Genomic DNA, 25,776 nt, shown 5'->3' with positions numbered 1-25,776 from the left:
CGCGAAACCCTTCACCGTCTGCGTGCTGCCGCAGGATTCTCGGCGCGTCGCGCGTCCGCGAAGGCCGCGTGCCCACATACTCTGTGAACACCGCCGTGGGTCTCCTCGATGAGCACGGCGGTACGAACGGGTCGGCCTACCGCTGGGGCTACGGGGCTGACCCGTTCGCCTTCCCCGAGAGCGGACCGCTAGCTGACCGTCGGCGCTTCGCGGATGAAGAAGTAAGCGGCCCCCCGTACCCGGTCTCAAGAGGTAGGGGGACCGCCCGGCGTCTATAGCCGCCTCAGGAGCCGGTCGACCGCGGTACTGCTGGGGGAACGACCGCGTAACCCACTCCCACCCCTTATTCTCCGCTTCCGCCGGTGGTGCGGCAATCGGGGAGGGCCCTCTAAGCCATGGGAGAACGCGGGAACTCGGAAGATGCCACAGGCAACGGATTATCGGAGGTGACGCACGCTCCGTCAAGACCCTGCGAAGTCATCCTGACCGGGACCCCCGGCGCGCCCGGAGCCGTCACGATGCCTGGGTTAGGGTGATCGGATGAGCGCAGGGGGTAGGGGGAGCCGATGGCTTCTGACGCGCAACCGCAACTTCCGTGCCCTCATGGTCTCCAGCACGTTCGGCGTGTTCGGGAACGCGGTCGCCGCCGTGGCGCTGCCCGTCATTGCCGCCGTGGAACTCCGGGCCAGCGACTTCGCGGTCGCCGCCCTGGCCGGCATGACGTTCCTGCCCTGGCTCCTCCTCGGGCTCGTCATCGGCGCGTGGGTGGATCGTCTGCCCCGCCGGCCCGTGATGCTGGCGGCGCTGGCGGTGCGCGTGATGGTCCTCGCGCTCCTTCCGCTCGGGTACTGGCTGGGTTTCCTCACCACGCCGCTGCTGTTCGCCGCCGCCTTCGTGGCAGGGGTGGCGTCCGTGTTCTTCCAGCTGGCGGATTCGGCCCTGGTGCAGCAGGCGGTGACACCCGACGAACTGATGGAGGGCAACGGCCTGATCACCGGCTCCGGCGCCGCGGCGGACGCCGCGGGACGGTCGGTGGCGGGGTGGCTGGCCGGGACGGTGGGGGCGTCCAATGCGCTCATCGTGCAGCTGGCCACCTCGGTGGTGTCCCTGCTCGCCCTGCTGCGCCTCGACGTGCAGGAGGTCGTGCAGCCGCGGAGCGACCGTCGCATCCTGCAGGAGATGTCCGAAGGGCTCCGCTACACCTTCAGCACCGCCCCGCTGCGGGCCATCCTGCTCAACGCGGCGCTGTGGAACCTGGGCGGCAACATCGCCGCGTCCCTCCTCGTCGTCCTGGTCCTGCGGACCCTGGGGGAGTCGGAGGTGTGGCTCGGGCTGCTGCTGGCCGCCGCGTCCGTGGGCGGCGCAGTGGGTGGCACGACGGCGAACGCGCTGGGCGAGCGCATCGGCTCCGGACCGCTCTGGCGCTGGTCCATGGTGCCGGGGGTGCTCGGCTACGCCTCGCTCCTGGTGCTCACACCCGGCTGGGGCATGCTGTGGGGCGTCGTCGGCATGTTCGTCATGGGCGCGAGCGTCGCGTGGAACATCGTGGTGGGCTCGAGCTTCCGCCAGCGCGTGTGCCCGCCCGGCATGATGGGACGCCTCGGCGCGGCGTCCCGCACGGTGAGCTGGGGCATGCTCGCGGTCGCGAGCCTGCTGGCGGGCATCCTGGCCGAGACCATCGGGGTGCGCGGGGCCGTGGTGGTCGGCGTCGTGATCGCGACCCTGGCGCCGCTGGTGGCCCTGCTCGGACCGCTCCGGGGCGTCCGGCGGCTGGAGGACCTCGTCGAGGCACCCGCACCCGACGCCCGCTCGGCCGCGACGACGAATACCTGACCCGACGCATGGACGCGCCGGCGTCGGGCGTGACCGTCCGCAGGCCTCAGTGACCGAACGGGTCGGGGTCGACGCCGGGCCTCCAGGTCAGGCCAGGCACGCCCCACCCGTTGCTCTTCATGGTCTTCCTGGCCTTCCTCGTCTGCCGGGCGTCGAGGCGGTCGACGTACAGCTTCCCGTCCAGGTGGTCGAACTCGTGCTGCATGCACCGTGCGAACCACCCCGTCGCCTCGAACTCGACGGGCGTACCGTCACCGTCGAAGCCCGAGATCCGCGCCCACTCGGCGCGCTTGAGCGGAAACGCCTCGCCGGGCACGGACAGGCAGCCCTCGGCCTCGTCGTCGGGATCGGGGTCTGACCCGGGCACCTTCGAGGTGACGAGGGTCGGGTTGACGAGGACCCCGCGCGGCGGCACGTCGTCGTCGTTCTCCATCCCGTACACGAACACGCGGAGCCCCACACCGATCTGCGGTGCGGCGAGGCCGACGCCGTTCGCGGTGTCCATGGTCTCGAACAGGTCGGCGATGAGCGTGCGCAGTCCGTCGTCGAAGGCCTCCACCGGCTGCGCGCGCCGATGCAGGACGGGCTCACCCGTGATGACGATGGGATGGACGGTCATGGGACCTACCTGTTCTGGGCGGGACGGTCCGCAATGGACCGTCCGATGGATTCACGCATGATCTCGCTGGTGCCTCCGAAGATCGTCAGCAGCCGGGCGGCCAGGAAGGCCTGCGACACGGGGTACTCGAGGATGTACCCGTAGCCGCCGTGCAGCTGCAGGCACCGGTCGGTGATGGACTTGGCGCGTTCGCTGGCCCACAGCTTGGCCTGGGCGGCGGACGTCGGGGTCAGGGTGCCGGCGTTGAAGGCGAGGACCGCGTGGTCGACGAAGGTCTCCGTCACCCGGATCTCGGTCAGGATGTCCGCGAGCACGTGGCGGGTGGTCTGGAAGTCGAGCACGCGCTCCCCGAAGGCGCTGCGGTCGGTCACGTACCGGAGGGTCTGCTCGTAGGTCGCCCGGGCGAGGGCGGCAGCGGCGACGGCGATGCCGAGGCGGCCCTGGGGGATCTGCTCGAGGCTGTAGCGCAGGCCCTGGCCTACCTCGCCCACGAGGTCCGCGCCGGGGACGCGCACGCTGTCGAAGAACAGCTCGGCCGTGTCCGACGCGCGGAGCCCCATCTTGTCCAGCTGTCGCCCGGGCGTGTACCCCTCGCCGCGTCGCACCATGAACAGGGAGAAGGAGTCACTGGCCCCGCGGCCCGTGCTGCCGTCGGTGCGGGCGAGCACCAGGGAGGCATCACCGCTGATGCCGTTGCCGATGAACACCTTCTGGCCGGTGATGAGCCAGTCGTCGCCGTCGCGGACGGCCCGGGTGCGGATTCCCCGCAGGTCGCTGCCGGCTCCAGGCTCGGTCCATGCACAGGACGTCACGATCTCGCCGGAGACCATCCCGGGAAGCCACCGCTCCTTGAGGTCGTCGGAGGCGTGCGCGAGCAGGTGCGGGAGGACGAGGTCGTCGTGCAGGTGGAAGGCGAGTCCGACGGCGAGGTGGTTGCTGCGGGCGAACTCCTCGTCGAGCACCGAGCGGAAGCGGTAGTCGGACATGCCCGCACCGCCGAATTCCTCGGGGACCGCGAGCCCGAGCAGGCCCTGCTCGCCCGCGGCGGTCCAGACGGACCGGTCCATCATGTGCTGCTGATCCCACCCCGCGTAGTGGGGGGCGACGGCCCGTTCGTTGAATTCGCGGGCGACGTCGCGGAAGAGCTCGTGATCCTCGTCGAACACTGTGCGTTCCATGGTTCCTGGTCCTTCGGTGCTGGCAGCCGCGGGCATGTCCCGAGGGCTGCCGTCCGGGGCTGGGCTGGGTGGGCCGCAAATGCGTATGCCGCCCCGGATCATCTCCGGGGCGGCATACGTGGCCAGGACCTTCCCTGGCACCTGAGGGTGAGTAACGGGGGTTGAACCCGCGACCTCCTGGACCACAACCAGGCGCTCTGCCAACTGAGCTATACCCACCATGTGTCGTCACCGGCCAGCCCGTGGGAACCCCGTCCGGACTGTCAGCGACAGGCAGCGGATACAAGTTTACACACATTTCGGTGTGCTCCCGACACACGGTCCGGGCACCCGCCGGTGGGCCTCAGGGAGCGACGGTACCGGCGATCGCCTTGCTCGTGGCCGAGTCCGGGCCCGGCGAGGGCACGAAGACCGCGGCGCGGTAGTAGCGCAACTCCCTGATCGAATCCTCGATGTCACCGAGGGCGCGGTGCCCGCCCGTCTTGGGCGGCGCCTGGAAGTAGGCGCGGGTGTACCAGCGGCGCGCGAGCTCCTTGATCGTGGACACGTCGATGACGCGGTAGTGCAGGTGGTCGATGACGAGCGGCATGTCCCGGGCGAGGAAATTCCGGTCCGTGCCGACCGAGTTGCCGGCCAGCTGCGCCTTGCGCGGCTCCGGCACCCACGTCCGGATGTACTCGAGCACCAGCTGCTCGGCCTCCCCCATGCTGATGCCGTTGTCCAGCTCCTCGAGCAGGCCCGACGTCGTGTGCATCTGCCGGACGAAATCCCCCATGTGCGTGAGGGCCTCGGCGGTCGGTTTGATCACGACGTCCACACCCTCGCCCAGGATGTTGAGCTCCGAGTCGGTGACGAGGACGGCCACCTCGATCAGCCCGTCGTGGGTCAGGTCCAGCCCCGTCATCTCGCAGTCGATCCAGACGATGTGTTCACTCGATATCGGCATTCGACCAATGTACCGTCCGGGACCGACGGCCCCACCCGCCGGTCGAAGGCGCGTGTCCGGCCGCGCCGAGGGCCGTGCCCGGGGGACCGCGCAGGGGCCGGTGCTAATATTCGAACAGTCCGCTCGGGGCTGCGGGGAGACCTGGGTGCCCCCGCCGATTCCGGCACGGGGCACCGCGGTGTCCGCCGTCCGATCGCGACCCGTCGGCGGCCCGAGAACGTGAGCATGCGACGCCGACCTCCTGCCTGACGACGATTGGAATCCCCAGATGCCCGCCCAGGTCCCCCTCACGAAGGTCGAGACGCAGCCGGGCCTGAACCGCCCCAACGTCGCCGTCGTGCAGGGCTTCGTCGGTTCGCTGCTGATGTGGATGGGATCCCTCGGCGTCGGCTGGCTGTCGCTGGCCTCCACGGAGTTGAGGCGGAACTCCGTCATCATCTGGCTGCGCTTCGAACCCGCCGGCGCGGTCCTGTCCGTGCTGCTGCTCGCACTCGGCGGGATGCTCCTGATCCGGGCCTGGCTCCGGCTGGGCCAGCGGCTGAACGGCTGGTCGGACGAGACCCGCCCCTACGTGCTGAAAGCCATCGTCGCGTGGACCATTCCGCTCGCCGCCGCGTTGCCGCTGTTCAGCCGCGACGTCTTCGCCTACATCGCGCAGGGCCAGGTCATGGTGGCCAAGCTCAACCCGTACGTGGACGGCTACTCGCAGATCTCCAACTACCTGCAGATCGGCGCCGACGACCTCTGGGCTCAGAGCCCCACCCCGTACGGCCCGGTGTTCCTCTGGATCGAGGAGGGCATCGTCAGGCTCACCGGCGGGCACCCCGACACCTCGATCATCCTGTTCCGGGTCGTCGCGCTCATCGGTGTCGCCCTGTGCGTCTACTTCGTCCCCAAGCTGGCGGAACTGCACTCCATCAACGCGAACCGCGCCCTCTGGCTGACCGTCGCCAACCCGCTGTTCCTCATCAACTTCGTGGCCGCGATCCACAACGACTCCCTGATGATCGGCCTCGCGCTCGCCGGGCTCTACTTCGCGGCGACCCGGCGGCCGCTCCTCGGCATCCTGCTCATCACCCTCTCCGTAGGCATCAAGCCGATCACCCTGATCTTTTTGCCGTTCGTCGGGCTGATGTGGGCGGGCAGGGGAGCTTCCTGGCCGCGACGCTTCCTCTACTGGTTCCTCACAGCCGGGCTGTCCCTCGGCATCCTGTGGGTGATGGGGATGGTCAACACCTTCGGCTTCGGCTGGGTGGGCGCCCTCAGCACGCCGGGCAGCGTGTGGATCTGGTACGCGCCCATCGGCTTCATGGGCCTCGTCATCGCGACCCTGGGCGACGCCGTCGGGCTCAACGGCTGGGACGTCACCAACGCCTTCAACACCCTCGCCCGCGTGGCCTCGCTGGTGATCATCGCGCTGCAGATCTTCCGCGGCGACCACAGCCGTCTCGTGCGCCGGCTCGCATTCGCCTTCGCCGCGATCGTGCTGCTCTCGCCCATGATCCAGTCCTGGTACGTGGTGTGGCTGATCCCGCTGTTCGCCGTCACCGGCATCCGTGACGACTGGCAGGTCAAGTTCCTCTACTTCACGGTGGCCTTCTTCATGGTCTACGCCATCACGGACCAGCTGGACATCTTCCCCTACTTCGACTTCAGCCTGATGATGGCGCGTCAGGTGGCAGCCGTCGTCGCCCTCGCGTTCGCGCTGTACCTCGTCTTCGTGGACCGGAGCACGAAGGTCCTGTTCCGCAAGCGCTACCACCCGCTGGAACCCGGCCAGCTGCACTGATGTGCGCTCCGCCGGGGTGGTTCACGGGCCCCCGAGGCACAATGGGCATGCGGGACGGGCGCGGAGCAGCGATACTGAGCAGATGATTGAAACAGGAACGACGACGTACAACGGAGAGTTCGAGATCACCGAATGGGACGCCGAGCCCTACACCGAACCCGGCAGCACCGGCGAGCTGTCGAGGGTGCGCGCCGCGAAGGTGTTCGAGGGCGAGATCAGCGGAACGAGCACGGCCGAGCTGCTCATGGCGGGCAATGACGTCGGCGCCGGGTACGTGGCCTCCGAACAGTTCGTGGGGACGGTCGGCGAGCGCACCGGGGCGATGACGGTGCAGCACTGGGGCGTCGCCGAGGGCGCCGAAGCGGCCAGCTCGGGGCACATCGTCCCCGGCTCCGGTACGGAGGGACTGCACGGCATCTCCGGCAAGGCGGTCTACTCGCAGGACCCGGACGGACAGCACCGCCTCGAGCTGAGGGTGAGCTTCCCCGGGGACGAATGAGTCCGAGCCGACGCCCGGCGCCCGGAACCGCCCATAGTAAACTGGGCGCACTGCCTCCGTAGCTCAGGGGATAGAGCAGGGGCCTTCTAATCCTCTGGTCGCAGGTTCGAATCCTGCCGGGGGCACAGCACGAGGGCCGGACGCCGCGCGTCCGGCCCTCCGCTTTTTTCTGTACGCCCGTCCCGGCCGCATGCCCTTCCCGCCGTGGACCCGCGTCCCGCCCGTAGCCCCGCCGGCGTCCGGGCTAGGGGCGATTGCCGGTGTCGAATCTCTCGTCGTAGACCCGCACTGCCTCCTGGAGCAGATCGTCGTGCAGCCTCCCGAGCGGCACCACGTTGGTGAGGAGCGGTTCGGAGTCGGGGCCGCGGCCCACGCACCGGCCCCTCAGCACCCATGGAAAGCGCTCCTCCTCCTCCGCCAGATGCCGGTACTGGCATACCTGCCGGGCGAGCCAGTCCGTGAGCGGCCGCGTCCACCACTGCTCCGGCGTCAGCGGATTGACGGACAGACCGGGCAGGTCCAGCCCGCTCTCGCCGTCCCTGCTCGTCCCGCCGCGGTCCGCCTCGAAGCCGGAGGAGTAGCGGAGGTACACCGTGCAGGGTCCCTGCACGAGTTCGCAGAGTTCGTCGAGCGTGGTGATGACGCGCTCGCCGGTGTCGGTACCGGTTGCTGCCTCTGTGCCTGCTTCGGTGTCTGGTTCGGTGTCCGGTTCTGTGTCCGGTCGGGTGTCGGTGCCGGGTTCCGCCCTCGTGCGGGAAGGTGCTGCCGTGTCCATGTCTCCATGCTAGGAACGGATCACCATGCGCCCCAAGAATCGATTCGCACACCACCAGTACTTCCGCTAGCCCCCTCCTGTGCTCTACCGCGGCGCCGCGGGCGCGTGGTTGTCCACATAGGAGCTCTCGGCTCTCGCGGGGAGACCTGCCCGACCGACGCTTGATCGGGAGCGCACCTCGCCGCTCCTCCGATCTACGGAAGGACAAACCCATGACTGACACCATCACCGTGCGCGGCTATGTCGCCACGGATGTGCGCCTCACCTCCGCCCAGAGCGGGCTGGCGATCGCCGGATTCCGCATGTGCTCCACGGAGCGCCGCTTCGACCGGGAGACGAACGCGTGGGTGGACGGCCACACCAACTGGTACTCCGTGTCGATGTTCCGTCAGCTCGCCACGCATGCCGGTGCCAGCATCAAGAAGGGGGACCGCGTGATCGTCACGGGCCGGTTGAGGGTACGGCCGTGGAGCAGCGCGGACGGCAGGACGGGCACATCGGTGGAGATCGACGCGGACACCGCGGGCCACGACCTGATGTGGGGGACGGCGAACTTCCGGAGGACGACCGCGGACCGCACGGACGCGCGGTCCGCGGCCGAACAGGAGGACCAGCCAGGCGCTGCGGACGACGGCCTGCCCGAGGGCATGGACGTCGCCACCGGCGAGCTGTACGACGCGACCGCGGCCTTCGGGGAGATCGGTGGCACCACGGATCCGGGCGGGCCCGGTCGTGCCGGCGACCTGGACCGATCGCACAGGGAGGACGCCGTGGACACGGCGAGCGTTCCTTTCTGACGGCCCGCCGGTGAGGAGAGGGGGCTGCCCACGGATCGGCGGGGGCCGCCCTCGGACAGGGAGCAGGGCAGCCGGCGCGGGCCGGAACGGCCGGGGCCCGCCGCGGGTGCGTGGCAGGATGAACACGTGATCACCGCCGTCCCCGCCCAGTTCGTCCGTCCGACCATCGGCCGACGGCGCATCGCGGGTGCAGCGGCGCTGGCCGCGATCCTCCTCGCGCTCAGCTCCTGCGCGGCATCGCCCGCGATGGAGGCTCCGGAAGTCTCCGCGGCGCCGGCGGGCGAACCGGCCGACCCCGCCACGACGGCGCCGGCACAGGAGGACCAGGACCCGCCTGCCGGTACGGCGCCGCCCGAGGACGACCTCGCCGGTGTGTCCGGCGCGGTCGATTCCGCCCTGCGAGCGTTGGCAGCGAACCAGGACGCGGTCACCAGCGATCAGGTCCGGGGCGCGATCGAGCAGGGGTTCACCGCGTCGGGCGTCGCGCCGGAGACGGTCGAGGTGTCGGTCGACACGACCCCGACCGGTCTGGACGTCGACGCGATCCAGGGCGCCGGCCTCCTGGGCGGGCGCTGCGTGTTCGGGGAGGTGCGGGAGGGCGCCGTGTCGGTCGTCGTGCTGCCGGCCCTGGCGTCGGGCCGGTGCTTCGTCGGTGGCCAGCGGTGAGAGTGTGAGAACACCCTGAGCACCCACTAGCCTTGAGGCATGGCGGAATTTATCTACACAATGACCAAGGCCCGCAAGGCCGTCGGCGACAAAGTCATCCTCAACGATGTCAGCATGTCGTTCTTCCCGGGCGCGAAGATCGGCGTCGTCGGCCCGAACGGGTCCGGCAAGTCCACCATCCTCAAGATCATGGCCGGCCTGGATACGCCCTCGAACGGTGAGGCCCGCCTGAGCGCCGGCTACAGTGTCGGCATCCTCCTGCAGGAACCGCCCCTGAACGAGGAGAAGACCGTTCTCGGCAACGTCCAGGAGGGCGTGGGCGAGATCTACGGCAAAATCCAGCGCTTCAACGAGATCTCCGAGGAGATGGCCAGCCCGGACGCCGACTTCGACACGCTGCTCGACGAGATGGGCAAGCTGCAGGAAGCGATCGATGCCGCCGACGCCTGGGACCTCGACTCCCAGCTCGAGCAGGCCATGGACGCCCTGCGCTGCCCGCCGCCGGACGCCGACGTCACCGTCCTGTCCGGTGGTGAGCGACGCCGGGTGGCGCTCTGCAAGCTGCTGCTGCAGAAGCCGGACCTGCTGCTCCTCGACGAGCCCACCAACCACCTGGACGCCGAGAGCGTGCTCTGGCTCGAGCAGCACCTCTCGTCCTACGCCGGTGCCGTCCTGGCCGTGACCCACGACCGCTACTTCCTCGACCACGTGGCCGAATGGATCGCCGAGGTGGACCGCGGCAACCTGTACCCCTACGAGGGCAACTACTCGACGTACCTCGAGAAGAAGCGGGCGCGCCTGGAGGTCCAGGGCAAGAAGGACCAGAAGCTCTCCAAGCGCCTCACGGAGGAACTGGAGTGGGTCCGATCCAACGCCAAGGGCCGCCAGACGAAGTCCAAGGCGCGCCTGAACCGCTACGAGGAGATGGCCGCGGAGGCGGAGCGCACCAGGAAGCTCGACTTCGAGGAGATCCAGATCCCGCCGGGCCCGAGGCTCGGCAGCCAGGTCATCGAGGCGCGCAACCTGCGCAAGGGCTACGACGACCGGATGCTCATCGACGGGCTGTCCTTCTCGCTGCCCCGGAACGGCATCGTCGGCGTCATCGGTCCCAACGGCGTCGGCAAGACCACGCTGTTCAAGACCATCGTGGGTCTCGAACCCCTCGACGGCGGTGAACTGCGCATCGGTGACTCCGTGAAGATCTCCTACGTCGACCAGTCCCGCGCCGGGATCGACCCCAACAAGAGCCTCTGGGAGGTCGTGTCGGACGGCCTCGACTTCATCCAGGTGGGTCAGGTCGAGATGCCGTCACGCGCCTACGTGTCGGCGTTCGGCTTCAAGGGACCGGACCAGCAGAAGAAGGCCGGGGTGCTTTCCGGTGGTGAGCGCAACCGCCTGAACCTCGCGATGACGCTGAAGCAGGGTGGCAACCTGCTGCTCCTCGACGAACCGACCAACGACCTCGACGTGGAGACACTCTCGAGCCTCGAGAACGCGCTGCTCGAGTTCCCCGGCTGCGCCGTCGTCGTCTCGCACGACCGGTGGTTCCTCGACCGGGTCGCCACGCACATCCTCTCCTACGAGGGCACCGAGGACGACCCGGACGCCTGGTACTGGTTCGAGGGCAACTTCGATGCCTACGAGCAGAACAAGGTGGAGCGGCTCGGACCCGACGCCGCCAAGCCGCACCGCGTCACGCACCGCCGCCTCACCCGCGACTAGTGCCCCGACGCGTGACGTGATGCAGGAAGAGGGACACGGCGGATGCCGTGTCCCTCTTCTGTTGTCCAGTAAGCAGCCCGTAATCAGCCCGTAAGCAGACCGGTCAGGCCGGCGGGACGCGGATCATGCCCTCCTGCGCCACGCTCGCCACCAGTTCGCCCTCCCGGTTGTAGATGCGTCCCGCGGCCAGGCCGCGCGCACCGGACGCGCTCGGCGAGCTCTGCACGTACAGGAGCCACTCGTCGACGCGCACGGGGCGGTGCCACCACATGGCGTGGTCGAGGCTGGCGACGCTCATGCCCGGCCGGATCCAGCTGAGCCCGTGGGGCCGGAGGATCGATTCGAGCAGGGTGTAGTCGCTCGCGTAGGCGAGGGCCGCGCGGTGGAGGTTCGGATCGTCGGGCAGCGCTCCCAGGCTCCGCATCCACACGGCGTTCCGGGGCTCCCGGGAGCCCTCGTTGCTCAGGTACAGCGGGGCGTCGACGTGCCGTATGTCGAAGGGCCGTTCGAAGGCCCACGCCCGGGCGACGGGATGGTCCAGCCGGCCGAGGAGGTCGGCGGTGGTCGGCAGGCTCTCCGGATCGGGCATCCCGGCCGGCATGGTGTCCTGGTGCACGATCCCCTCATCGGGGGTCTGGAAGGACGCGATCATCGACAGGATCGGGACGCCGTTCTGGTAGGCGTGCGTACGGCGCGCCGAGAAGGACCGGCCGTCCCGCAGCCGCTGCACGCCGAATGTGATCGGCTGGTCCGAGTCGCCTGCGCGCAGGAAGTAGGCGTGCATGGAGTGGACCTCGCGCGACGAGTCGACGGTCCGCATCGCCGCGATCAGGGACTGGGCGAGCACCTGGCCGCCGAAGACACGGCGTCCCGGCTGGCGGGCGGAGGAGCCCACGAAGATCTCCTCGTCGGTGTGCGCCCCCTCGGCACTGCTGAGGTCCAGCAGGCCGAGGAGCGCCTGCGTCGGATCGGTCGGGGGCGCCGCGGCGCCGGCCTCGTGCGGCAGATCGGTCATCGTGGTCCTTGCGGTGGTGTCGGCGGAAGCGGGAACGGGGAACGGCTACGTCCGACACTAGACGGACGCATCCGCCCTGCTCAAAACCACCCGCCGTCCGCAGGAGCGACCGCACGAGCGACCACCCGATGTCCGCACGAGCGACCACAGGAGCGACCACCGAGCGACCACCGAGCGACCACCGGCCGGAGCCCCGGCGATTCCCTGAGAGGATTGCATCATGCCCCCCGTGAACACCTTCCCCCTTCAGCTGCGTTTCGGCGACGAGGACTCGTACGGCCACGTGAACAACGTCCGGTTCCTGCAGTTCCTCGAGGACGCACGCGTGCACCTGATGAGCGGGTCCCGGCCCGGTGGTTCGTTCATGGACCTGATCGACCCGGACCACTACACGCTCGTGGGGCGCCAGGAGATCGAGTACCGGGCGCCGTTGAACTTCAGCACCCGCCCCGCTGCGGTGGACCTCTGGGTCACGGCCGTGGGCGGGTCGAGCTTCGAGCTGGGCTACTCCGTACGGGACCGCGTGGACGCCGAGGGCAGCACCACGAGTGCCGTCGCCGCGACCACCATGGTGCTGGTCAGCAGGTCCACCGGGCGGCCCGTGCGTCTCTCCGGCGACCAGAAGGACGTGCTGCTGTCCTGGCAGGGACCGGCCGTCCCCTTCCGCCGCGCACGAGGGAAGTAGGGGCGGGCGTGGGGTCCTCGGAGCTACGGTTCGCAGATGCGCAGTCGGTGGCGGACTTCCGCACCTTCACCGCGCGGGCCCGGGCGAACGACGACGGCGGCATGCGGCTGGTGGGCGTCGGCCGCGTAGCGGCGGCGTACGTGCGGACCCTCGGTCCCACGGTGCTGGGGGAGCCGCTGCCCACCGTGCTCGGGCTCCGCACCATGGCGCTCGGGGAGGATGCGGAGGTGGACGTGACCGTCTCCCTGGGGTCGGTCCTCGACAGGCTAGCCCGCATGCCCGTCGACGATGTCGTGTTCCCGGTCCCGACCGTCCCGGTCACCGAGACCTGGGCCGGGATCCTTCCGCCCCGGTCCGGCTGGGCACCCGCGGGCGAGGTGCCGTGCGCCGCCCTCGACCGGGCGGCGAAGGACGGCATCGCCGAGGTGGCGCGGAGCCTGCCCGATCGCGCCGGTGCGCCGCTCGTGAGCAGTGCACGGGCCGCCGTCTGGGGCCGGCCCCTCGGCGGCGCGGCCGGCCCGGTGCCCGCGGGAGCGGCCTTCGGTGCGTTCAGCCTGGGCTTCCTCGTCCCGGATGCCGTCGCGACGATCCACGTCAACGGCCGCTGGTCCCGGGTGAGTACTGCCCGGGGGCACATCCTCGTACGGGCCGCAGCCGTCCTCTGACCGGGACGGAGACGCCGGCACACGAGCGCATGCGCGGGCCCCGTCGGGCTAGTCGGCGGAATTGACCATCGAGTGCGCGGCGCGCTCGAGGTAGTCCCACAGGGTCGCCTCGTGCAGGGGAGCGAGTCCCAGGGAGTCCACGGCCGCGCGCATGTGCTGCAGCCAGTGGTCCCGTGCCTGGGGCCCCACCCGGAACGGCATGTGCCGCATGCGCAGCCGCGGGTGGCCGCGCTGTTCGCCGTAGGTCCTCGGCCCGCCCCAGTACTGCTCGAGGAACAGCAGGAGCCGTTCCTTCGCCGGTCCGAGGTCCTGCTCCGGGTACATGGGCCGCAGCACCTCGTCATCGGCGACGCCGTCGTAGAAGGCATCGACGAGCTTCACGAACGTCGCGTGTCCGCCCACCGTCTCGTAGAAGTTGTCCGTGTACTGGGGCTGGCTGAAGCCCTGACCTGCCGCGACGAGCCGTTCGACGGGCAGCGCGGCCCGCGCTCCGGCCGGGGGTGTGGCCGGGGGCGACGCCGGGGACGGGAGAGCGGCTGTCGGGTCGGGCGAGGAGCCGCCGGGTGCCTGCTCGCCGGTCATGCCCGGTCCTCCGCGGTGGCGGTGGCTGCATGTGCGGCCGGGGGAGCGACGTAATCGCCCTGCGACCGGTTGCCCACCTTGGTGATGTCGCCGTTGCGCACGTACCAGATGGCGCCGTGCTCGTCGACCATGCGCGTGATGCGCAGGCCCAGTGATTGCACCACGCCCACGGTCTCGCCGACCTCGATGGTGTCGCCGATGCCGTACTGGTCCTCGATGGTGATGAAGAAGCCGAGGAAGGCGTCGCGGATGACCTCACGGGCACCGAAACCGATGGCGATACCGACGATCCCGACGCTCGCGAGGATCGGCCCGATGTTGAACCCGAGCGTCTCGATGGCCATGAGGAACGCGATGATGGCGATCGTCACGGCGGCGATGCTCGAGAGCAGGCCGCCGATGGTCTCGGCGCGCTGCACCCGACGGGCACTGTCGAACGGGCGCAGTGCGGGCTGGGCCCATTTGAAGTGGGGCTTCTTGAACACGCTGTAGCCGTTCTGGACGCGTGTGACGGACCGCGCGATCAGGTAGCGGACCACGAGCCACATCAGGAGGGCGCCGATCATGATGATCAGAGCTGTGATGACCTGGCCGCCATAGCCGAGGGGGGTGAGGAATGTCATGAGGGGTCACTTTCAGGCAGGCATCCGGGACGTCCGCCACGAGGGCACAGTGGCGCGGGGATGCCTTAACAGGCTACAGCGGCGCCCCCACGGACGTGGGCTCGTGGTGGACGGGGAAGGCCAGCGACCGGGCGATGAAGCACAGCCGGTTCGCCTCCGCGTGCAGGGAGTCCGCGAGGTCCGCCTGCCCTGGATCCTGCAGCTCGACGCGGGGGCGCAGCACGATGCCCGTGAACTCGCCGCTGCCGTCCGGGTTGAGGCGCAGCGTCCCGGTTGCCTCGTCGCTGTACCCGGTGACCACCACGCCCGCCCTCACCGCGACGTGCAGGTAGGACAGCATGTGGCACTGCGCGACGGCGGTCAGGAGCAGCTGCTCGGGATTCCACCGGTCCTTCGACCCGTGGAAGGTGGGATCGGCGGTCCCGAGGAGGCGCCCCGGGCCCTCCACATCCACCTCGTGGTCGCGGCTGTAGGCGCGGTAGCCCGCCGTGCCGGTGCCCAGGTTGCCCGTCCAGCGGATCCGCGCCGCGTAGGAGTGTTCCTGCAGGTTCATGACTCGACCCTAGTACCCGTGAGTACCCGTGCACGCGGGGGGAGGACCGGAGCGGCCCTCCCCGGGTGCCCCTACCGGTCGGCGGCCTGCGCCTTGAGGGCCCGCACGATGCCGTCGCGGCTCTCGAGCACCAGGCGGCGCAGCGAGGGCGCCTCGGTGCCGAGCTCGGCGAGGAAGGCGTCCGTCCGGTCCAGGGTCTCCTGCGTGGTCTGCAGCGAGGGGTACAGGCCCACGACGATCTGCTGGGCGATCTCGTGCGTGCGCGTCTCCCACACCTGCCGCAGCGACGCGAAATACCGCTCCACGTACGGTTCGAGGAGCGCGCGGTCGTGCACGCGGGTGAAGCCGACGATCATAGCGCGCTGCGTGGCGTTGGGCAGGTCGGTGGCGTCGACGAGCGCCGTCCACGCGGCTTCCTTGCCCTCCGCCGTCGGCAGCGCCGCGAGGGCCCCCGCCGCCGCCAGCTCACCGGTCGCCGTCGAGTCCCGGGCCAGCTCGGCCTCGACGTCGGCGGCACCTGCACGGCCGCCGGCCACCAGGCTGGTCAGCAGCTCCCACCGCAGGTCCTGGTCGACGGCGAGGCCCTCGGGCACGCGCTCACCGGTGAGCATCGCGTGGACGGTGTCGAGCTGGGGCACCGTGCGGGCGTGCGCGGAGAACGCCTTCGTGAACTGCAGCTGGGCATCGGACCCCGCCTCGGCGGCGAGGGCGAGCTCGAGCAGGCTGTCCGCCGCGGCATCGCCCATGGCCTCGCGGTCCGCGGGGTCGACGTAGAACGCGAGGGTCGAGGCGAGCTGCCGGAGCAGCACGAGTACCACGGAGGAGTCCGACTCAGCGCCCACGTTCTGCAGCACGAGCTCCACGTAGTCACGGGCGGGCGTCTCACCGTCGCGCGCGGCGTCCCACGCGGAGGCGAGGACGAGCGTGCGGGGGAGGGAGTCCTCGAAGTCCCTGACATGGCGTACAGAGGCCCGCAGCGACGCCGCGTCGAGCCGGATCTTCGCGTAGGCGAGGTCGTCGTCGTTCAGCAGGACCAGGACGGGCCGCGTGCGTCCCACGAGCTCGGGGACGTCGGTGCGCTCGCCGTCGACGTCGAGTTCGAGCCGGTGCACCCGGACCAGCGAGCCGTCGTCGTCGTGATCGTAGAAGCCGACCGCCAGGCGGTGCGGCCGCAGGGTGGGGAACTCCTCGATCGCCGTCTGCACGATGGTGAAGGCGGTGATGGTGCCGTCCTCGTCCGTGGTGATCTCGGGGCGGAGGGTATTGACGCCGGCGGTTTCGAGCCACAGGGCCGACCACGCCTTCAGGTCGCGGCCGCTGGAGGCCTCGAGCTCGGACAGGAGGTCCACGAGCTCGGTGTTCTTCCAGGAGTGCTTGGCGAAGTACTGGCGGACGCCCGCCATGAACTCCTCGTGACCCACCCAGGCCACGAGCTGCTTGAGCACCGAGGCGCCCTTGGCGTAGGTGATGCCGTCGAAGTTGACCTGCACGTCCTCGAGGTCGTTGATCTGCGCCACGATGGGGTGCGTGGAGGGCAGCTGGTCCTGGCGGTAGGCCCAGCCCTTCTCCAGGATCGCGAAGGTCGTCCACGCCTGCTCGAACTCGGTCGCCTCGGCCGCGGCGAGGGTGGACATGAACTCCGCGAAGGACTCGTTCAGCCAGAGGTCGTTCCACCAGCGCATGGTGACGAGGTCGCCGAACCACATGTGGGCCAGCTCGTGCAGGATCGTGATGGCGCGCCGTTCGACGGTGGCATCGGGCACCCGGCCCCGGAAGACGTAGGTCTCCACGAAGGTCACGGCCCCCGCGTTCTCCATCGCGCCGGCGTTGAACTCGGGCACGAACAGCTGGTCGTACTTCTCGAACGGGTAGGGCGCGCCGAACTGCTCCTCGTAGAAGGCGAAGCCCTGGCGGGTGAGCGCGAAGATGTTCTCGGCGTCCATGTACTGCATGAGCGACTTCCGGGCGAAGACGCCGAGCGGGATGGTCCGCCCGTCCGAGCTCGTGAGCTCGCTGTGCACGGACTGGTAGGGCCCGGCGATCAGCGCGGTCACGTAGGAGGACATGACGGGCGTGGGCTCGAAGGCCCAGGTGGAGGCCGCGGCACCGTCAGTGCCGTCCGCTCCGGCCTGGACGGGTTCCGGCGTCGCACTGTTGGAGATGACGTCCCAGTGGGACGGCGCCGTCACGGTGAAGCGGAACGTCGACTTGAGGTCCGGCTGCTCGAAGACGGCGAAGACGCGGCGGGAGTCGGGCACCTCGAACTGGGTGTACAGGTACACCTCCCCGTCCACGGGGTCGGTGAAGCGGTGCAGGCCCTCGCCCGTGTTCATGTACGGCATGTCGGCCTCGACCACCAGCCGGTTGCTCGCGGCCAGCGACGGCAGCTGGATCCTGGCGCCGTCGGACACCTCTGCGGCGTCGAGCGGGACACCATTGAGTTCGACGCGGTGCACGGTGTCCGTCACGGCGTCGATGAACGTCGCCGTGCCCGGCTCGGCGTCGAAGGAGACGACCGTCGTCGACCGGAAGAGGCGCTCGCCGCGTGTCAGGTCGAGGGTGATCTCGTAGGAGTGGACGGTGAGCAGATCGGCGCGCGTACGTGCTTCGTCGCGCGTCAGGTTCAGACCGGGCAAGGATCGCCTCCAGGGTGGGAATCGGGGGCCGCACGTGTGATGGGGATTACGCGGCGCTTAGATTCTCTCATTCCGCCAGGTGCCGCCGCTCGCACCGGGGGTCATCCGGGCGCCACCCGGGCGGACTAGGCTGGGACGCGTCCTGCCCTGCCGGGCACGCGACCCCCTCAGCCACCGCCGGTCACCCCCCGGCGCCGTCCCGAAGGAACAGATGTCCATGCGCGTCCACCTCGCCACAGACCACGCCGGCATGGAGCTGAGCGCCCACCTGCTCTCGCACCTCACCGCCGCCGGGTACGACATCGTCGACCACGGCCCGGCGTCGTACGACCCCGAGGACGACTACCCCTCCTTCTGTATCCACGCCGCGCAGGCCGTCGTCGCGGACCGGGCCGCCGGTATCGAGGCCCTCGGGATCGTCCTCGGCGGCTCCGGCAACGGCGAGCAGATCGCCGCGAACAAGGTGCGGGGCGCACGGGCGGCCCTCGCCTGGAACCTCGACACCGCGCGCCTCGGCCGCCAGCACAACGACGCGAACGTCGTGGCCGTCGGCGGCCGCCAGCACTCCGTGGAGGAGGCGACGGCCATCATCGAGGCGTTCCTCGCCGAGCCGTTCAGCGGCGCCGAGCGGCACAGCCGCCGGATCGCCCAGATCGCCCGATTCGAGGAGACGGGGACTCTTGCCTGAGGGCCACTCGGTCCATCGGCTGGCGAAGCAGTTCACCTCGGTCTTCGTCGGCGAGCAGCTCGCAGTGTCCAGCCCGCAGGGACGCTTCGCCGCCGGCGCGGCACTGCTCGACGGCGGCACGCTGCTGAGCGCCATCGCGCACGGCAAGCAGATGTTCCTGCGGTTCGACGGCGACCGCGTGCTGCGGATCCACCTCGGGCTGTACGGTGCGTGGAGCTTCGGCGGCGATGAGACCTTCCGGGGGGCGTCGAGCATCGGCGCACCCCGCCGGGTGGGGGAGTCGGAGCAACCCTCCGCCGAGGGCGACGACCCCGCCGCCGCCGGCTACGGTGGTCCGCCCGACCCCGTCGGAGCAGTACGGGTGCGGCTCGTGTCCGCCCACGGCTGGGCGGATCTGCGCGGACCGACGGCCTGCGAGGTCATCACCGGCGCCGAGGAGGAGGCCGCGCGCGCTCGGCTCGGCCCGGATCCGCTGCAGCCGGCAACGGATGGCACCGTCTTCGTCCGCAAGGTCATGTCGAGCATCACGCCGGTCGGCATCCAGCTCATGAACCAGGCGGTCATCGCAGGGATCGGCAACATCTACCGCGCCGAGGTGCTGTTCCTGCAGGGGATCAACCCGTGGCGCCCCGGGAAGCAGCTCCGCGACGACGAGGCCGCCGGCCTCTGGGCGGACACGGTGCGGCTCATGAAGGACGGCGTGCGGGAGGGACGCATCATCACGACGACGGCGGAGGCCCGGAACGGCAGGCCGAAGCGGTCGGCGCCGAACTACGTGTACAAGAGGACGGGGCTCCCGTGCCGCCGCTGCGCGACGCCGATCCTGACCGCCGACATGGCGGCGCGGACGGTGTACTGGTGCCCGCAGTGCCAGGCGGACTGAAGGGCACCCGGGTGGCCTGACCGGCGGTATGGAATCGGCCGGTTAAAGCGGAACACCCGGACGCGCGGGTCCGGGTGCGGGTCCGGCGCCTGCCGGGATCAGAGGGGATGACGGGAATCGAACCCGCGTAATCAGTTTGGAAGACTGAGGCTTTACCATTAAGCTACATCCCCGAAGCGAGGCCTCGTGGACCCTCGTGGAACGCCTACAACTACACCACAGCCGCCGCGCGTTCGCCAAATGTGCGTGGTTCTCGTAAAGGTGCGTAGACTGACACTCGCACTTACGGGGTGTAGCTCAGCTTGGTAGAGCGCCTGCTTTGGGAGCAGGAAGTCGCAGGTTCAACTCCTGTCACCCCGACTCTGTCGTGTGATGAGGAAAGTGCCTCCGCTGCAGAACCAATCCCAATCATCCCAGGAGTCCTACGCTGTGAAGAGCGCTGTTGAAACCCTTTCCCCCACCCGGGTGAAGCTGAACGTCGAGGTCCCCTTCGAGGAACTTGAGCCCAGCATCGACGAGGCCTACAAGACCATCGCCACCCAGGTCCAGGTTCCAGGCTTCCGCAAGGGCAAGGTCCCCCAGCAGCTCATCGATCAGCGGGTCGGCCGCGGCTACGTGATCGAGACCGCGATCAACGATGGCCTGAACGGCTTCTACCAGAGCGCCGTGCAGGAGACGGGCATCCGCCCGCTCAGCCGCCCCGAGGTCGAGATCACCGAGGTCCCGGACCCCGCGAAGAAGGACGGCCAGCTGACCTTCACGGTCGAGCTGGATATCCGCCCCGAGATCGAGCTGCCCGACTACAAGGGCATCGACGTCACCGTCGAGCCCGTCGAGGCCTCGGACGAGGACATCCAGAAGGCCATGGACGAGCTGCGCGGCCGCTTCGGCACCCTCACCACGGTCGACCGCCCCTCGCAGGACGGCGACTTCCTCACCATCGACCTCACCGCGTCGGTCGATGGCGTCGAGGTCGACTCGGCACAGGATCTGTCCTACCAGATCGGCTCCGGAACCATGCTCGAGGGCATGGACGAGGCCGTCACCGGGCTGTCCACGGACGAGAGCGCGACCTTCGAGACCAAGCTGGCCGGCGGTGAGCACGCCGGTGCCGACGCACAGGTGACCGTCGCCGTGAAGGCCGTCAAGGAGCGCGAGCTGCCCGAGGTCGACGACGAGTTCGCCCAGCTCGCCAGCGAGTTCGACACCGCCGAGGAACTGCGCGCCGACCTGACGAAGCAGGCCTCCGAGTCCAAGCTCATGGACCAGGGCGTCGAGGCGCGGGACAAGGTGCTGGACAAGCTCGTCGAGCTCGTCGCCGTGCCGGTGCCCGAGAGCGTCATCGAGGAGCAGCTGGAGCAGCACTTCAACGGCGAGAACGCCCACACTGCCGCAGCGGACCACGACACCGAGGAGCACCGCGCCGAGGTCCGTACCAACACGGAGCGCGCCTTCCAGAACGAGGTCATCCTCGACGCCGTCGCCGAGAAGGAGGAGGTGGGCGTCAGCCAGAGCGAGCTGATCGACTACATCGTCTCCACCGCCGGCCAGTACGGCATGGAACCGAACCAGTTCGCCCAGATGCTCGACCAGAGCGGCCAGGTCCCGATGATCGTGGGAGAGGTCCGCCGCCGCAAGGCCCTTGCCAAGGTCCTCGAGTACGCCACGGTCACCGACACCAACGGTGCGGCCGTCGACCTCACCGAGTTCGTGCGCCCCGCGGGCGACGACGAGGCCGAGACGGTCCAGGTCGACGACGTCGACACCGAGCAGGACGCCGTCGAGGACATCCAGGCGACGGAAGCCGACACCACCGAGGCAGCCACCGCCGAGTCAGCCACGACCGAGCCCGAGAGCTCGGAGTCGACTGACGCCGCGGCCGAGCCCGCCGGGTCGGCCGAGGAGCCGGAGGCCGCCGAGGCGCCCAAGAAGAAGCGCGCCCCGCGGAAGAAGCCGGCCGCCGAGTAGGACCAGCCATGCCGACAGCGGTGCCGCAGCCTTCGGGCGCGGCGCCGCTGCCGCGTTAAGGCCCCGGAGCGGCTGCGCGGTGCGCCCGCGGGACGTCGGTGGGGCCGGACCCAGCCACCGTGCGCCGTCAGCGAACAGTTCCCCACGCGGGAGCAAATCGGCCGGGCAGCGGGTTAGTGTCCAAGAAGAGACAAAAGGACGGGTAGGCCGACGAGGCACCACCCGCCAGAGTGAGAGGTCAACGTCCATGACAACCGAACCACGCACCCCGAGCATGGCAGGCCCCGAAATGGGCGGTCGTGATGAGTACATCTACAACCGGCTCCTCAAGGAGCGCATCATCTGGCTCGGTTCCGAGGTCCGCGACGACAACGCGAACGTCATCTGCTCCCAGCTGCTGCTGCTGTCCGCCGAGGATCCTGAGCGCGACATCTACCTCTACATCAACTCTCCCGGCGGGTCCGTGACGGCCGGTATGGCCATCTACGACACCATGCAGTTCATCCCGAACGACGTCGTCACCGTGGCCACCGGCCTCGCCGCGTCCATGGGCCAGTTCCTGCTGTCCTCGGGCACGAAGGGCAAGCGCTACGCGACCCCCCACGCACGCATCCTGATGCACCAGCCCTCCGGCGGTATCGGCGGCACGGCGACCGACATCCGCATCCAGGCGGAGCTCATCCTCCACATGAAGCGGGTCATGGCCGAGCTGACCGCGGAGCAGACGGGCCAGACGGTCGAGACGATCCTCAAGGACAACGACCGCGACAAGTGGTTCACGGCCCAGGAAGCCCTCGACTACGGGTTCTTCGACCACATCTCCGCGCACTCCGGCTCCGTCGCGGGCGGCGGCGGCACCGACCAGACGGAGCAGACCGCGTAGTCCGCGCAGCAGCCCCACTCCTACCAGTCGTCCTACAGGAGACACCATGAACCACGATTTCCAGGCAGCCGCGGGATCCAGCGCACGCAACCTCCCCACGAGCCGCTACATCCTCCCCCAGTTCGAAGAGCGCACGCCCTACGGCTTCAAGCGCCAGGACCCGTACACGAAGCTGTTCGAGGACCGCATCATCTTCCTCGGCACGCAGGTCGACGACGCGTCAGCCGACGACGTCATGGCGCAGCTGCTCGTGCTCGAGTCAACGGATCCCGAGCGCGACATCACGCTGTACATCAACTCGCCCGGTGGCTCCTTCACCGCCATGACGGCGATCTACGACACCATGCAGTTCATCCGGCCCGAGGTCCAGACCGTGTGCCTCGGCCAGGCCGCGAGTGCCGCCGCCGTCCTGCTCGCCGCCGGCGCGCCGGGCAAGCGCCTCGCCCTGCCGAACGCACGCGTGCTGATCCACCAGCCCGCCCTCTCCGGAGGACAGGGCGGGCAGGCCTCCGACCTGGAGATCCAGGCCAACGAGGTCATGCGCATGCGCACCTGGCTCGAGGACACCCTCGCACTGCACTCGGGCCGCACGCCCGAGCAGGTCAACATCGACATCGAGCGCGACAAGATCCTCACCGCCGCCGATGCTGTCGCATACGGCCTGGTGGACGAGGTCCTGAACTCGCGCAAGATCACCCCGCCGAAGATCAACACCCCGTAGCCGGGACGGCGCGACCGGCGGTCCACGTGATCGCCGGCCGCGTCATCCGGTCGCTTCACCGCCCGTGGCGCCCCAAGGCACCACGGGCATTTTGATACTGGCCACCGAGGCCATGTGGCCTACAGTGGTCTTAGCAATCGTGTAATACCTAAGGGGATTGAACCATGGCTCGCATTGGTGAGAGCACCGATTTGCTCAAGTGCTCTTTCTGCGGGAAGAGCCAGAAGCAGGTCCGGAAGCTGATTGCCGGTCCCGGCGTGTACATCTGCGACGAGTGCATCGACCTGTGCAACGAGATCATCGAGGAGGAGCTCTCCGAGGTGGCCGATCTCGGCACGTTCGAGCTGCCCAAGCCCCGCGAGATCTTCGACTTCCTGCAGGAGTACGTCGTGGGCCAGGAGCCGGCCAAGCGGTCCCTCGCGGTCGCCGTGTACAACCACTACAAGCGCATCCAGTCCGGCAACGGCCCCCGCGCCGCCGGGACACTCGCCGACGCGGCCGAGACCGAGGACGTCGAGATCGCGAAGTCGAACATCCTTCTCATCGGCCCCACGGGCTGTGGCAAGACCTACCTCGCGCAGACGCTCGCCCGCCGGCTGAACGTCCCGTTCGCCGTTGCCGATGCCACGGCCCTCACCGAGGCGGGCTACGTCGGCGAGGACGTGGAGAACATCCTCCTGAAGCTCATCCAGGCCGCCGACTACGACGTCAAGAAGGCCGAGCAGGGCATCATCTACATCGACGAGATCGACAAGATCTCGCGCAAGAGCGAGAACCCGTCGATCACGCGTGACGTCTCCGGCGAGGGCGTCCAGCAGGCGCTGCTGAAGATCCTCGAGGGCACTGTCGCCTCGGTGCCGCCGCAGGGCGGGCGGAAGCACCCGCACCAGGAGTTCATCCAGATCGACACCACCAACGTGCTGTTCATCGTCGCCGGCGCCTTCGCGGGGCTCGAGGAGATCATCGGGTCGCGGGCCGGCCGCAAGGGCATCGGCTTCGGCGCGCCGCTGAGCTCGCTGAAGAACGAGGAGGTCAGCTACGGCGACGTCATGCCGGAGGACCTGCTGAAGTTCGGGCTGATTCCCGAGTTCATCGGGCGCCTCCCCGTCATCACCACGGTGACGCACCTCGACCGTCCGGCGCTCATGCAGATCCTGACCGAGCCCAAGAACGCCCTCATGAAGCAGTACCAGAAGATGTTCCTGCTCGACGGTGTCGAGCTCGTCTTCGAACCGAAGGCGCTCGAGGCGATCGCCGATCTCGCCCTCGACCGCGGCACGGGTGCGCGCGGCCTTCGCGCCATCATGGAGGAGGTGCTCCTCCCGGTCATGTTCGACCTCCCGAGCCGCGAGGACATCGCCACCGTGGTCATCACGGACGATGTCGTCGGGCGTCGTGCAGAGCCCACGCTGATCTCCCACGAAGTGGTCGCCAAGCGGCGCAACAAGTCCGCCTGACGCTCGCACCACAGGAAGGGCCCGGCCGTTCGGCCGGGCCCTTCCTGTCTTGAGCCTCCGGGACGCGGGACTACAGGCCGGCTGGGACCTCTGCCTCGGTGTTCACGGCGGGGTAGGTGGGCGGGTGGACGGCGGCCATCTCCTCCATGACGCGGACGACCTGGCAGCTGTAGCCGAACTCGTTGTCGTACCAGACGTAGAGCACCGCGTGGTGGCCGTCGGCGATGGTCGCGAGTCCGTCGACGATGCCCGCGCGGCGTGAGCCGACGAAGTCGGTGGAGACGACTTCGGGGCTGGCGATGTAGTCGATCTGTTTGCGGATGGTCGAGTGCAGGGACATCTCGCGCAGGTATTCGTTGACCTCGTCCTTGGAGGTGGGGTGTTCGAGGGTGAGGTTCAGGATGGCGATGGAGACATCCGGGGTGGGGACGCGGATGGAGCTGCCCGTGAGCTTGCCGGCCAGCTCCGGGAGGGCCTTGGCCACGGCGGTCGCGGCTCCGGTCTCGGTGAGGACCATGTTCAGGGCCGCGGAGCGGCCGCGGCGGTCGCCCTTATGGAAGTTGTCGATGAGGTTCTGGTCGTTCGTGAAGGAGTGCACGGTCTCCACGTGCCCGTGGACCACGCCGTAGCGGTCGTTGATGGCCTTCAGGACGGGCGTGATCGCGTTCGTGGTGCAGGACGCCGCGGTGATGATCCGGTCGCTGTCCTCGATGGCGTCATGGTTGATGCCGTGCACGATGTTCTTCAGCGCCCCCTTGCCCGGCGCGGTGAGCAGGACCCTGGCCACGCCCGTGCTTCGCAGGTGCTGCGACAGGCCCGCCTCGTCGCGCCAGCGGCCCGTGTTGTCGACCACGAGGGCGTCCCGGATGCCGTAGGCGGTGTAGTCGATGGACGCGGGGTCGTCGGAGTAGATGACCTGGATCCGGATGCCGTTGGCGGTGATGGTGTTCGCCGCCTCGTCGACCTGGATGGTCCCCTCGAAGGGCCCGTGGACGGAGTCGCGGCGGAGCAGGCTGGCGCGTTTGACGAGGTCGTTGTCGGAGCCGCGGCGGACCACGACGGCGCGTAGCCGCAGCCCGTGGCCGCCGCCGGCCTTCTCGATGAGCAGGCGGGCCACGAGGCGACCGATCCGCCCGAACCCGTAGAGCACGACGTCGGTGCTGGTGCGCTCGTCCCGCCCGCCCTGTCCTACGATGTCGGCCAGTTCCGCCCGGACGAACTCCTCGAGCGTGCGCCCGTCCCCGGCGCCGACGGCACGGTCGTAGGCGTTGCGCAGGCGCCCGATGTCGATGGCCGCGGCCCCGAGGTCGAGGTCGGTGAGGATCTGCAGCAGGGGAGCGGTGTCCTCGAGGAGGAGCGCCTCGGTGGTGATGCGCCGTGCGAAGCGGTGCGCCTTGAGGATGCTCATGGTGGACTTGTTGATCAGGCTGCGCCCGTGAATGCTCGTGACCACGTTGTTGGTGCGGTACAGACGTCCGATCAGCGGGATCATGGCCTCGGCGAGCGCCTCGCGCTCGAGCCACATGTCATGGGTTTCGGCGTGGTTCTCGGTGTGGTTCTCTATCCGGTCGTGCTGCAAGAGTTCATCCCTTC

24 protein-coding genes and 4 tRNA genes are annotated in these 25,776 nt (G+C 69.2%); 16 read left to right on the top strand and 12 right to left on the bottom strand.

What is annotated here, in order from left to right; genetic code table 11:
• Positions 1-540: 540 nt before the first annotated feature.
• Positions 541-1,833 (top strand): MFS transporter, encoded by a 1,293-nt coding sequence (locus AC4D2C_RS07350; RefSeq protein ID WP_490913776.1) that lies wholly within the window; start codon positions 541-543, stop codon positions 1,831-1,833.
• Positions 1,834-1,879: 46 nt separating this feature from the next.
• Here AC4D2C_RS07350 and def read toward each other — a convergent pair whose 3' ends face one another.
• The 4 genes from def to orn form a co-directional block, all read right to left on the bottom strand.
• Positions 1,880-2,452 carry a peptide deformylase gene (def, locus tag AC4D2C_RS07345; protein WP_490913774.1) on the bottom strand — a complete coding sequence of 191 codons (573 nt, stop codon included), beginning with the start codon at positions 2,450-2,452 and terminating at the stop codon, positions 1,880-1,882.
• A 5-nt stretch (positions 2,453-2,457) separates the two neighbouring features.
• Positions 2,458-3,630, bottom strand: coding sequence for an acyl-CoA dehydrogenase family protein (locus AC4D2C_RS07340; protein ID WP_490913773.1), 1,173 nt, complete (start codon positions 3,628-3,630; stop codon positions 2,458-2,460).
• Positions 3,631-3,776: 146 nt separating this feature from the next.
• Positions 3,777-3,849: transfer RNA gene (locus AC4D2C_RS07335), tRNA-His, on the bottom strand.
• Between the two features lie 124 nt (positions 3,850-3,973).
• Positions 3,974-4,576: an oligoribonuclease gene (orn, locus tag AC4D2C_RS07330; RefSeq protein WP_490913771.1), complete on the bottom strand. Its 603-nt coding sequence runs from the start codon at positions 4,574-4,576 to the stop codon at positions 3,974-3,976.
• A gap of 268 nt (positions 4,577-4,844) precedes the next feature.
• On the opposite strand from orn, the gene mptB reads away from it, so the two are divergent.
• From mptB to AC4D2C_RS07315, 3 genes are all read left to right on the top strand, one after another.
• Positions 4,845-6,365: a polyprenol phosphomannose-dependent alpha 1,6 mannosyltransferase MptB gene (mptB, locus tag AC4D2C_RS07325; protein ID WP_490913770.1), complete on the top strand. Its 1,521-nt coding sequence runs from the start codon at positions 4,845-4,847 to the stop codon at positions 6,363-6,365.
• 82 nt (positions 6,366-6,447) lie between these two features.
• Positions 6,448-6,864, top strand: coding sequence for a DUF3224 domain-containing protein (locus tag AC4D2C_RS07320; protein WP_490907911.1), 417 nt, complete (start codon positions 6,448-6,450; stop codon positions 6,862-6,864).
• Between the two features lie 52 nt (positions 6,865-6,916).
• A tRNA-Arg gene (locus AC4D2C_RS07315) sits at positions 6,917-6,989 on the top strand.
• Positions 6,990-7,108: 119 nt separating this feature from the next.
• On the opposite strand, the gene AC4D2C_RS07310 is transcribed toward AC4D2C_RS07315, so the two are convergent.
• The gene (locus AC4D2C_RS07310; RefSeq protein WP_490913768.1) at positions 7,109-7,639 is read right to left on the bottom strand and encodes a DUF6098 family protein; all 531 of its coding nucleotides are present in this window, start codon (positions 7,637-7,639) and stop codon (positions 7,109-7,111) included.
• 212 nt (positions 7,640-7,851) lie between these two features.
• Here AC4D2C_RS07310 and ssb point away from each other — a divergent pair, with 212 nt between their 5' ends.
• The 3 genes from ssb to ettA all read left to right on the top strand — a co-directional run bounded on the left by ssb (position 7,852) and on the right by ettA (position 10,824).
• Positions 7,852-8,436 (top strand): single-stranded DNA-binding protein, encoded by a 585-nt coding sequence (gene ssb / locus AC4D2C_RS07305; RefSeq protein WP_490913766.1) that lies wholly within the window; start codon positions 7,852-7,854, stop codon positions 8,434-8,436.
• 126 nt (positions 8,437-8,562) lie between these two features.
• Entirely contained in the window at positions 8,563-9,102 is a 540-nt protein-coding gene (locus tag AC4D2C_RS07300; protein ID WP_490913765.1) for a DUF6993 domain-containing protein, read from the top strand.
• Between the two features lie 39 nt (positions 9,103-9,141).
• Positions 9,142-10,824 carry an energy-dependent translational throttle protein EttA gene (gene ettA, locus AC4D2C_RS07295; protein WP_490907915.1) on the top strand — a complete coding sequence of 561 codons (1,683 nt, stop codon included), beginning with the start codon at positions 9,142-9,144 and terminating at the stop codon, positions 10,822-10,824.
• 103 nt (positions 10,825-10,927) lie between these two features.
• Here the strand turns inward: ettA and AC4D2C_RS07290 are convergent, their stop codons facing one another.
• Positions 10,928-11,839, bottom strand: a complete 912-nt coding sequence (locus AC4D2C_RS07290; protein WP_490913763.1) for an acyl-CoA thioesterase — start codon at positions 11,837-11,839, stop codon at positions 10,928-10,930.
• Between the two features lie 220 nt (positions 11,840-12,059).
• Between AC4D2C_RS07290 and AC4D2C_RS07285 the strand changes: the two genes are divergently transcribed.
• Together AC4D2C_RS07285 and AC4D2C_RS07280 are read left to right on the top strand one after the other, a co-directional pair.
• The gene (locus tag AC4D2C_RS07285; protein WP_490913761.1) at positions 12,060-12,524 is read left to right on the top strand and encodes an acyl-CoA thioesterase; all 465 of its coding nucleotides are present in this window, start codon (positions 12,060-12,062) and stop codon (positions 12,522-12,524) included.
• Between the two features lie 8 nt (positions 12,525-12,532).
• Positions 12,533-13,189, top strand: coding sequence for a DUF8185 domain-containing protein (locus AC4D2C_RS07280; protein ID WP_490913759.1), 657 nt, complete (start codon positions 12,533-12,535; stop codon positions 13,187-13,189).
• 48 nt (positions 13,190-13,237) lie between these two features.
• On the opposite strand, the gene AC4D2C_RS07275 is transcribed toward AC4D2C_RS07280, so the two are convergent.
• From AC4D2C_RS07275 to pepN, 4 genes are all read right to left on the bottom strand, one after another.
• Positions 13,238-13,666 carry a globin gene (locus tag AC4D2C_RS07275; protein ID WP_490914041.1) on the bottom strand — a complete coding sequence of 143 codons (429 nt, stop codon included), beginning with the start codon at positions 13,664-13,666 and terminating at the stop codon, positions 13,238-13,240.
• 101 nt (positions 13,667-13,767) lie between these two features.
• The gene (locus AC4D2C_RS07270) at positions 13,768-14,394 is read right to left on the bottom strand and encodes a mechanosensitive ion channel family protein (RefSeq protein ID WP_490913757.1); all 627 of its coding nucleotides are present in this window, start codon (positions 14,392-14,394) and stop codon (positions 13,768-13,770) included.
• Between the two features lie 73 nt (positions 14,395-14,467).
• Entirely contained in the window at positions 14,468-14,947 is a 480-nt protein-coding gene (locus tag AC4D2C_RS07265; RefSeq protein WP_490913756.1) for an OsmC family protein, read from the bottom strand.
• 71 nt (positions 14,948-15,018) lie between these two features.
• A complete protein-coding gene (pepN, locus tag AC4D2C_RS07260; protein WP_490914039.1) occupies positions 15,019-17,574 on the bottom strand; it encodes an aminopeptidase N in 2,556 nt (851 codons plus the stop codon).
• 226 nt (positions 17,575-17,800) lie between these two features.
• On the opposite strand from pepN, the gene AC4D2C_RS07255 reads away from it, so the two are divergent.
• Positions 17,801-18,271 (top strand): ribose-5-phosphate isomerase, encoded by a 471-nt coding sequence (locus AC4D2C_RS07255; protein ID WP_490914037.1) that lies wholly within the window; start codon positions 17,801-17,803, stop codon positions 18,269-18,271.
• On the top strand, positions 18,264-19,154 hold the full coding sequence (locus AC4D2C_RS07250; RefSeq protein WP_490913753.1) for an Fpg/Nei family DNA glycosylase: 891 nt from the start codon (positions 18,264-18,266) through the stop codon (positions 19,152-19,154). The genes AC4D2C_RS07255 and AC4D2C_RS07250 overlap by 8 nt, the downstream gene beginning before the upstream one ends.
• A 102-nt stretch (positions 19,155-19,256) precedes the next feature.
• On the opposite strand, the gene AC4D2C_RS07245 is transcribed toward AC4D2C_RS07250, so the two are convergent.
• Positions 19,257-19,327, bottom strand: a tRNA-Gly gene (locus AC4D2C_RS07245).
• 113 nt (positions 19,328-19,440) lie between these two features.
• Between AC4D2C_RS07245 and AC4D2C_RS07240 the strand changes: the two genes are divergently transcribed.
• From AC4D2C_RS07240 to clpX, 5 genes are all read left to right on the top strand, one after another.
• A tRNA-Pro gene (locus AC4D2C_RS07240) sits at positions 19,441-19,514 on the top strand.
• A 69-nt stretch (positions 19,515-19,583) separates the two neighbouring features.
• Positions 19,584-21,122: a trigger factor gene (gene tig / locus AC4D2C_RS07235; RefSeq protein WP_490913751.1), complete on the top strand. Its 1,539-nt coding sequence runs from the start codon at positions 19,584-19,586 to the stop codon at positions 21,120-21,122.
• Between the two features lie 247 nt (positions 21,123-21,369).
• Positions 21,370-22,005: an ATP-dependent Clp protease proteolytic subunit gene (locus tag AC4D2C_RS07230; protein WP_490913750.1), complete on the top strand. Its 636-nt coding sequence runs from the start codon at positions 21,370-21,372 to the stop codon at positions 22,003-22,005.
• A 46-nt stretch (positions 22,006-22,051) separates the two neighbouring features.
• Positions 22,052-22,726, top strand: coding sequence for an ATP-dependent Clp protease proteolytic subunit (locus tag AC4D2C_RS07225; RefSeq protein WP_490913748.1), 675 nt, complete (start codon positions 22,052-22,054; stop codon positions 22,724-22,726).
• A gap of 164 nt (positions 22,727-22,890) precedes the next feature.
• On the top strand, positions 22,891-24,183 hold the full coding sequence (gene clpX, locus AC4D2C_RS07220) for an ATP-dependent Clp protease ATP-binding subunit ClpX (protein WP_334210191.1): 1,293 nt from the start codon (positions 22,891-22,893) through the stop codon (positions 24,181-24,183).
• 70 nt (positions 24,184-24,253) lie between these two features.
• On the opposite strand, the gene AC4D2C_RS07215 is transcribed toward clpX, so the two are convergent.
• Positions 24,254-25,747, bottom strand: coding sequence for a glyceraldehyde-3-phosphate dehydrogenase (locus tag AC4D2C_RS07215; protein WP_490914035.1), 1,494 nt, complete (start codon positions 25,745-25,747; stop codon positions 24,254-24,256).
• Positions 25,748-25,776: the final 29 nt, after the last annotated feature.

The organism is Arthrobacter sp. TJ-240 (genome assembly GCF_058269195.1).
The sequence above is the reverse complement of the archived record's forward strand: the minus strand, read 5'-3'. Positions and strand labels throughout refer to the sequence as shown.

Excerpts from the sequence above, each read along its gene's own strand:
- AC4D2C_RS07285 (WP_490913761.1), top strand. The coding sequence starts at position 12,060 with ATGCCCCCCGTGAACACCTTCCCCCTTCAGCTGCGTTTCGGCGACGAG.
- AC4D2C_RS07290 (WP_490913763.1), bottom strand. The coding sequence starts at position 11,839 with ATGACCGATCTGCCGCACGAGGCCGGCGCCGCGGCGCCCCCGACCGAT.
- AC4D2C_RS07350 (WP_490913776.1), top strand. The coding sequence starts at position 541 with ATGAGCGCAGGGGGTAGGGGGAGCCGATGGCTTCTGACGCGCAACCGC.
- AC4D2C_RS07320 (WP_490907911.1), top strand. The coding sequence starts at position 6,448 with ATGATTGAAACAGGAACGACGACGTACAACGGAGAGTTCGAGATCACC.
- AC4D2C_RS07265 (WP_490913756.1), bottom strand. The coding sequence starts at position 14,947 with ATGAACCTGCAGGAACACTCCTACGCGGCGCGGATCCGCTGGACGGGC.
- def (WP_490913774.1), bottom strand. The coding sequence starts at position 2,452 with ATGACCGTCCATCCCATCGTCATCACGGGTGAGCCCGTCCTGCATCGG.
- AC4D2C_RS07230 (WP_490913750.1), top strand. The coding sequence starts at position 21,370 with ATGACAACCGAACCACGCACCCCGAGCATGGCAGGCCCCGAAATGGGC.
- AC4D2C_RS07255 (WP_490914037.1), top strand. The coding sequence starts at position 17,801 with ATGCGCGTCCACCTCGCCACAGACCACGCCGGCATGGAGCTGAGCGCC.
- clpX (WP_334210191.1), top strand. The coding sequence starts at position 22,891 with ATGGCTCGCATTGGTGAGAGCACCGATTTGCTCAAGTGCTCTTTCTGC.
- AC4D2C_RS07270 (WP_490913757.1), bottom strand. The coding sequence starts at position 14,394 with ATGACATTCCTCACCCCCCTCGGCTATGGCGGCCAGGTCATCACAGCT.
- AC4D2C_RS07340 (WP_490913773.1), bottom strand. The coding sequence starts at position 3,630 with ATGGAACGCACAGTGTTCGACGAGGATCACGAGCTCTTCCGCGACGTC.
- orn (WP_490913771.1), bottom strand. The coding sequence starts at position 4,576 with ATGCCGATATCGAGTGAACACATCGTCTGGATCGACTGCGAGATGACG.
- ettA (WP_490907915.1), top strand. The coding sequence starts at position 9,142 with ATGGCGGAATTTATCTACACAATGACCAAGGCCCGCAAGGCCGTCGGC.
- AC4D2C_RS07225 (WP_490913748.1), top strand. The coding sequence starts at position 22,052 with ATGAACCACGATTTCCAGGCAGCCGCGGGATCCAGCGCACGCAACCTC.
- ssb (WP_490913766.1), top strand. The coding sequence starts at position 7,852 with ATGACTGACACCATCACCGTGCGCGGCTATGTCGCCACGGATGTGCGC.
- AC4D2C_RS07310 (WP_490913768.1), bottom strand. The coding sequence starts at position 7,639 with ATGGACACGGCAGCACCTTCCCGCACGAGGGCGGAACCCGGCACCGAC.
- mptB (WP_490913770.1), top strand. The coding sequence starts at position 4,845 with ATGCCCGCCCAGGTCCCCCTCACGAAGGTCGAGACGCAGCCGGGCCTG.